This is a genomic window from Streptomyces sp. NPDC057654, assembly GCF_042800135.1.
Taxonomy (GTDB): Bacteria; Actinomycetota; Actinomycetes; order Streptomycetales; family Streptomycetaceae; genus Streptomyces.
This window is the reverse complement of sequence record NZ_JBHVHQ010000540.1, coordinates 1-5,894: the sequence shown is the minus strand read 5'-3', so window position 1 is coordinate 5,894 and position 5,894 is coordinate 1. Positions and strand designations below refer to the sequence as shown.

Here is a 5,894-nt window from a genome sequence, read left to right as displayed (position 1 = left end):
GTACGAGACCGGGGGCGGGGCCCTTGCGCATGCCGCCGCGCGGGGAGCGCGAGCGGCCGGAACCGTTACGAGCCGACGGGCGCCAGCTTGTCGACGATGCCGGCGTGGTCGTCCATCCACTTGCGGGCGGACGCCTTCTCGTTGCCCTTGCCGCCCTTTTGGATCTGGTCCTCCAGGGAAGCGAGGTCCTTGTCCTCCATGTGGAAGTTCTTCAGCCAGCCGTTGAGCTCCGGGAAGTCCTTGCCGAAGGCCTTCTTGCCGACGACGTGGATCTTCTCGCCCTTGCCCCAGGCGCCCTTCGGGTCCTTGAGCTTCTTCAGGTCGTACTTGTTGTACGCCCAGTGCGGGGACCACAGCGACACGACGATCGGCTTCTTCTGCGTGATCGAGCGGTCCAGGTCGGCGAGCATCGTGGCCGTCGAGGACGAGACGAGCTTGTAGTCGTCGTCGAGCCCGTAGGCCGGCATGACCTTGTCCTTGAGGATGCCCATCTCACCGGCGCTGGACTCGATGCCGGTGATCTTGCCGCCGAACTCGCCGGCCTTGCTCTTCAGGTCGTCCAGCGTGTTGACGTCCTTCATGTAGGCCGGCACGGCCAGCTCCAGCGACGTCGGCCCGTACCAGGCGCCGATATCGGAGAGTCTGTCCCCGTACTTGTCCATGTACTGCTTGTGCGTGGTCGGCAGCCAGGAGTCGAACTGGACGTCCATCTGCCCCTGCGCCAGGGCCGTGTAGAGCGGTCCGGGGTCGAGCTGCTTGACGTTCGGCTTGTAGCCGCGGTCCTCCAGGATGTTCTCCCACAGGTAGGTGGTGGCGATGGCCTCGTCCCACGGGAAGTACCCCATGTTGACGGCCTTGCCGGCCTCCTTGCCCTTGGCGGTCTGGCCCTTGCCCTTGGGCAGCGGCGCGAGGGTGTCCGCGACCTTCGGGTTCTTCTTGAGCCAGGTGCGGACGCCGTCCTGCTCCTTGCCCTTGCCCGCCGACTGGATGGTGTTCTCCAGGCTGGACAGCTGCTTCTCGTCCATATGGAAGTTCTTCAGCCAGCCCGCGACCGTCGGGTCCTTGGACTCGAAGCCCTTGGCGGCGACGGTGTGCAGCTCGTCGCCCTTGCCCCAGGCGCCCTTGGTGTCCTTGAGCTTCTTCAGGTCGTACTTGCTGTACGCCCAGTGCGGCGACCACAGCGGGACGACGATCGGCTTCTTCTGCGCGATCTGGCGGTCCAGGTCGGCGAGCATCGTCGCGGTCGACGAGGAGACGATCTTGTACTCGCCGTCGAGCCCGTACGCCGGGAGGACCTTGTCCTTGAGCAGGCCCATCTCGCCGGCGCTGGACTCGATGCCGGTGATCTTGCCGCCGAACTCGCCGGCCTTGCCCTTGAGGTCATCAAGCGTGTTGATGTCCTTCATGTAGGCCGGGACGGTCAGCTCCAGCGACGTCGGCCCGTACCAGGCGCCGAGGTCCGTCATCTGGGAGCCGTACTTCTCCCAGTACGCCTTGTGCGTCGTCGGCAGCCAGGCGTCGGTCTGGAAGTCGATGTCGCCCTTGGCGATGCCGGAGTAGAGCGGGCCCGGGTCGAGCTGCTTCACGTTCGGCTTGTAGCCGCGCTGCTCCAGCAGCTCCTTCCACAGGAACGTGGTGGCGATGCCCTCGTCCCAGGGGATGTAGCCCATGTTGATCTGCTTGCCGTGACCCACGTTGGTGGACGCGGAGGCGCTCGGCTTGTCGTCGTTCTGCGCCAGGTTCATGCCGCCCGCTATGAGCGCGAGAACCACGACGCCGACGGTGGCGACCGCCGTGCCGGGCCGGTAGTTCAGGAACTTCGAGCCGCGCATGGCGGCCGCGGCCTTGGCCAGCGCGCGCCGGCCGAGCGGGGAGACCCGCTGGTTGAGCGCGCCGGTCATGCGGTCCAGGTACATGGCGAGGATGACGACGGCCAGGCCGCTCTCCACACCGCCGCCGATGTTGACCTGGGTGACCGCGGCGTAGACCTGCTCGCCGAGGCCGCCCGCGCCGGCCATGCCCGCGATGACGACCATGGACAGCGCCAGCATGATGACCTGGTTGATGCCGGCCATGATGGTCGGCAGCGCCAGCGGCAGCTGGACCCGTACGAGCGTGTCGCGCGGGGTCGTGCCGAACGCCTCGGCGGCCTCCACCAGCTCGCCGTCGACCTGCCGGATGCCGAGCTCGGTCATCCGGACGCCGGGCGGCATCGAGAAGATGATGGTCGCGATCAGACCCGGCATCGGGCCGATCGAGAAGAACATCACGCCGGGGATCAGGTAGACGAAGGCGGGCATCGTCTGCATGAGGTCCAGTACGGGCCGCAGCACACCGCTGACGGTGCGGTTGCGGGCCGACCAGATGCCCAGCGGCACCGCGATCACGATCGTGATGACGGACGCGACGAGCACCAGCGAGAGGGTCGACATCGCGTCGTCCCACAACTGGAGCGAATCGATCAGCGCGAAGCCGATGAACGCGAGGACCGCGGGCACCAGGCCGCGCAGCCAGAACGCGATGACCGCGAAGATGCCGGCCATCAGCAGCGGCTCGGGCGCGCCCAGCACCTTGTCGACGCCGTCGTACATCCCCGTCAGCACCGTGCTGATGAAGTCGAACAGCCATTCCATATGGGTCTGGAGCCACTTGACGGCTTCCTCGACCCAGTTGCCGAAGTTGAGTCTAGGCACCGGCGATCACCTTCGCCTTGGCCTCGCCGGCCGGCGGTTCCTCGGTCGGCGCGGTGTGCGGCTGCTCACCGAGCACCGACAGCAGCCGCTCCCGGGTCACGACGCCCGCGAGCGCCCCGTCGGCGCCGGTGACGGCGACCGCGTCGCCGCTGCTGGAGCAGGGCGTGAACAGCTCGGCTATGGGCGTCTCGGCGGTGACCGTGGCGGGCGCGGCGTCCAGGACGTCCTGGTCCGTGCGGACCGTGGTGCCGTCGCCTGCACGGGCGCCGATGGCGGTGCTCGGCTCGGCCATGATCGAACCGGCGGTGAGCACACGGGACCGGTCGACGTCCTGGATGAAGGACGCGACGTAGTCGTTGGCGGGACGCACGAGGATGTCCTCGGCGGTGCCGTTCTGGACGATCCGGCCGTCGCGCATGACGGCTATTCGGTCACCCAGCCGCATGGCCTCGTTGAGGTCGTGCGTGATGAAGATGATCGTCTTCTTGAGCCGGGCCTGGAGCTCCAGCAGCTGGTCCTGCATGTCACGGCGGATCAGCGGGTCGAGCGCGCTGAAGGACTCGTCCATCAGGAGCAGGTCGGCGTCGGTGGCGAGCGCGCGGGCCAGGCCCACGCGCTGCTGCATGCCGCCGGACAGCTCGTCGGGCCAGGACTTCTCCCAGCCCTTGAGGCCCGCCAGCTCCAGCGCCTCGATGGCGCGCCGGTCGCGCTCCTCGCGCGGGACGCCCTGCACCTCCAGCCCGTAGGCCGCGTTCTCCATCACGCTGCGGTGCGGGAAGAGCGCGAAGTGCTGGAAGACCATGCTGATCTTCTGCGAGCGCACCTTGCGCAGCTCGCGCGGGGTCAGTTCGGTCAGGTCCTGCCCGTCGAAAAGGACGCGTCCGCTGGTCGGCTCCGAAAGCCCGTTCAGCATGCGCAGCAACGTGGACTTGCCGGACCCGGACAGACCCATGACAACGAAGATGTGGCCGGCCTCGACAGAGAACGAGGCATCGATCACGGCCGCGGTGGTGCCGTCGGAACGCAGCTCTTCGCGACTGGTGCCGCCTTCGAGTCGCTTCACGGCGGCTTCGGGTCGTCTGCCGAACACTTTGTACAAGTGCTCGGCTTGCAGCCTGGACACATACACCTCTCGAGTTGAACTCAAAACGACCCGCCTCCCCCGTGGGCGGGTCGTGGAGCGGTGCGGATTCGGCCGCGCGTCCGATCAGCAGTAGTAGTTGAAACTGTTACCGGGTCCGCTCCGATTGCGCGCCTGCCCCCACTTAGGTGAAGCAAACCGGTCCGTGACCCAGTTCACATTTTCTTCACATCCCCCGGATACGGCATCATCGACGGGTGACGCGACGCCTGATGCTCCTCGACACCGCCTCCCTCTACTACCGCGCCTATTTCGGAGTGCCGGAATCCGTCAAGGCCCCGGACGGCACCCCCGTCAACGCGGTGCGCGGCCTCCTCGACTTCATCGCCCGGCTCGTCCAGGACCACCGCCCGGACGCCCTGGTCGCCTGCATGGACTTCGACTGGCGGCCGCAGTGGCGGGTGGACCTCATCCCCTCCTACAAGGCGCACCGGGTCGCCGAGGAGGTCGCGAGCGGCCCCGACGCCGAGGAGACCCCCGACACGCTGGGCCCGCAGGTGCCGGTGATCGAGGACGTGCTGGACGCGGTGGGCATCGCCCGCGTCGGCGCGCAGGGGTACGAGGCCGACGACGTGATCGGCACGCTGGCCGGGCAGGCACGCGGGCCGGTCGCGATCGTCACGGGCGACCGGGACCTCTACCAGCTGGTGGACGACCGGCGCGGCATCCGGATCCTCTACCCGGTCAAGGGCGTGGGCACCCTCCAGATCGTGGACGAGGCGCTGCTACGGGAGAAGTACGGGGTCGACGGCCCCGGCTACGTCGACCTCGCGCTGCTGCGCGGCGACCCCAGCGACGGTCTGCCGGGGGTGCCCGGCATCGGCGAGAAGACCGCCGCCAAGCTGCTCGCGGCCCATGGCGACCTCGCCGGGATCATGGCGGCCGTGGACGATCCGGGCTCCAGGCTGACCCCCTCGCAGCGCAAGCGGCTGGACGAGGCGCGGCCCTACATCGCGGTCGCGCCGAAGGTGGTGCGGGTCGCCTCGGACGTGCCGCTGCCGGAGTTCGACGCCACACTGCCGCGCGAGCCGCGGGACCCCGGGGCGCTGGCGGAGCTGACGGCCCGCTGGGGGCTGGGCGGATCGGCTCAGCGGTTGCTCTCCACTCTGCACGGCTGAACTGTTAAGTTAGGTACAACTAACTAGCAGCGTGTCAGGGGAGTCGACGTGGCAGCAGAACGCCCGGTCCGCAAGAAGCCGCAGCAGAACCACGCCCAGGTCATCCGAACCGAACGCCTCACCCCCCACATGGTGCGGGTGGTGCTCGGCGGCGAGGGCCTGGCACAGTTCGCCGCCGGCGAGTTCACCGACCACTACATCAAGATCGTGTTCCCGCTCGACGGCGTCGAGTACCCCGAGCCCTTCGACATGGCCCAGATCCGCGCCGACATGCCGCGCGACAAGTGGCCGGTCGTACGGACGTACACCGTCCGCAGCTGGGACCCGGCCGCCCGCGAGCTGGCCGTGGACTTCGTCGTCCACGGCGACGAGGGCGTCGCGGGCCCCTGGGCCGTACGCGCCCGGCCCGGCGACGAGGTCTGCTTCATGGGCCCCGGCGGCGCCTACGCCCCCGGCGAGGAAGCCGGCTGGCACCTCCTCGCGGGCGACGAGAGCGCGCTGCCGGCCATCGCCGCGGCCCTGGAGCGGATGCCCGCGGGCGTGCCCGTACGGGCCTTCATCGAGGTCGCCGACGCCGCGGAGCAGCAGGACCTGAAGCTGCCCGCCAACGCCGAGGTCGTCTGGCTGCACCGCGGCGCGGACGCCGTCGGCGCGCAGCTGATCGAGGCCGTGCGCGGCCTGGAATTCCCGGCCGGGGACGTCCAGGCGTTCGTGCACGGCGAGGCGGGCTTCGTGAAGGAGCTGCGGCGCTACCTGCGCGTCGAGCGCGAGATCCCGCGCGAGCGCCTGTCCATCTCCGGCTACTGGCGCGCCGGCCACGACGAGGACGGCTGGCAGGCCTCCAAGCGCGAGTGGAACCAGCAGGTGGAAGCCGAGCAGGAGACCGCGCCCGCGTCCTGAGCGGCAGCGTACGCACACGACGGCGGCAGGCCCCCGGCGGGG

Annotated in this window: 4 protein-coding genes; 2 read left to right on the top strand and 2 right to left on the bottom strand. The window is 69.0% G+C overall.

The features are described from left to right. Positions 1-65: 65 nt before the first annotated feature. Together ACFU99_RS30050 and ACFU99_RS30045 are read right to left on the bottom strand one after the other, a co-directional pair. A complete protein-coding gene (locus ACFU99_RS30050) occupies positions 66-2,693 on the bottom strand; it encodes an ABC transporter permease/substrate binding protein (RefSeq protein WP_384397986.1) in 2,628 nt (875 codons plus the stop codon). Beyond that, the gene (locus tag ACFU99_RS30045; protein ID WP_384397984.1) at positions 2,686-3,816 is read right to left on the bottom strand and encodes a glycine betaine/L-proline ABC transporter ATP-binding protein; all 1,131 of its coding nucleotides are present in this window, start codon (positions 3,814-3,816) and stop codon (positions 2,686-2,688) included. Before ACFU99_RS30045 ends, ACFU99_RS30050 begins: the two co-directional genes overlap by 8 nt. A gap of 215 nt (positions 3,817-4,031) precedes the next feature. Here ACFU99_RS30045 and ACFU99_RS30040 point away from each other — a divergent pair, with 215 nt between their 5' ends. Together ACFU99_RS30040 and ACFU99_RS30035 are read left to right on the top strand one after the other, a co-directional pair. Then, positions 4,032-4,952: a 5'-3' exonuclease H3TH domain-containing protein gene (locus tag ACFU99_RS30040; RefSeq protein WP_384397982.1), complete on the top strand. Its 921-nt coding sequence runs from the start codon at positions 4,032-4,034 to the stop codon at positions 4,950-4,952. 48 nt (positions 4,953-5,000) lie between these two features. Then, positions 5,001-5,852, top strand: a complete 852-nt coding sequence (locus ACFU99_RS30035; protein WP_384397980.1) for a siderophore-interacting protein — start codon at positions 5,001-5,003, stop codon at positions 5,850-5,852. The last annotated feature ends 42 nt before the right edge of the window (positions 5,853-5,894 follow it).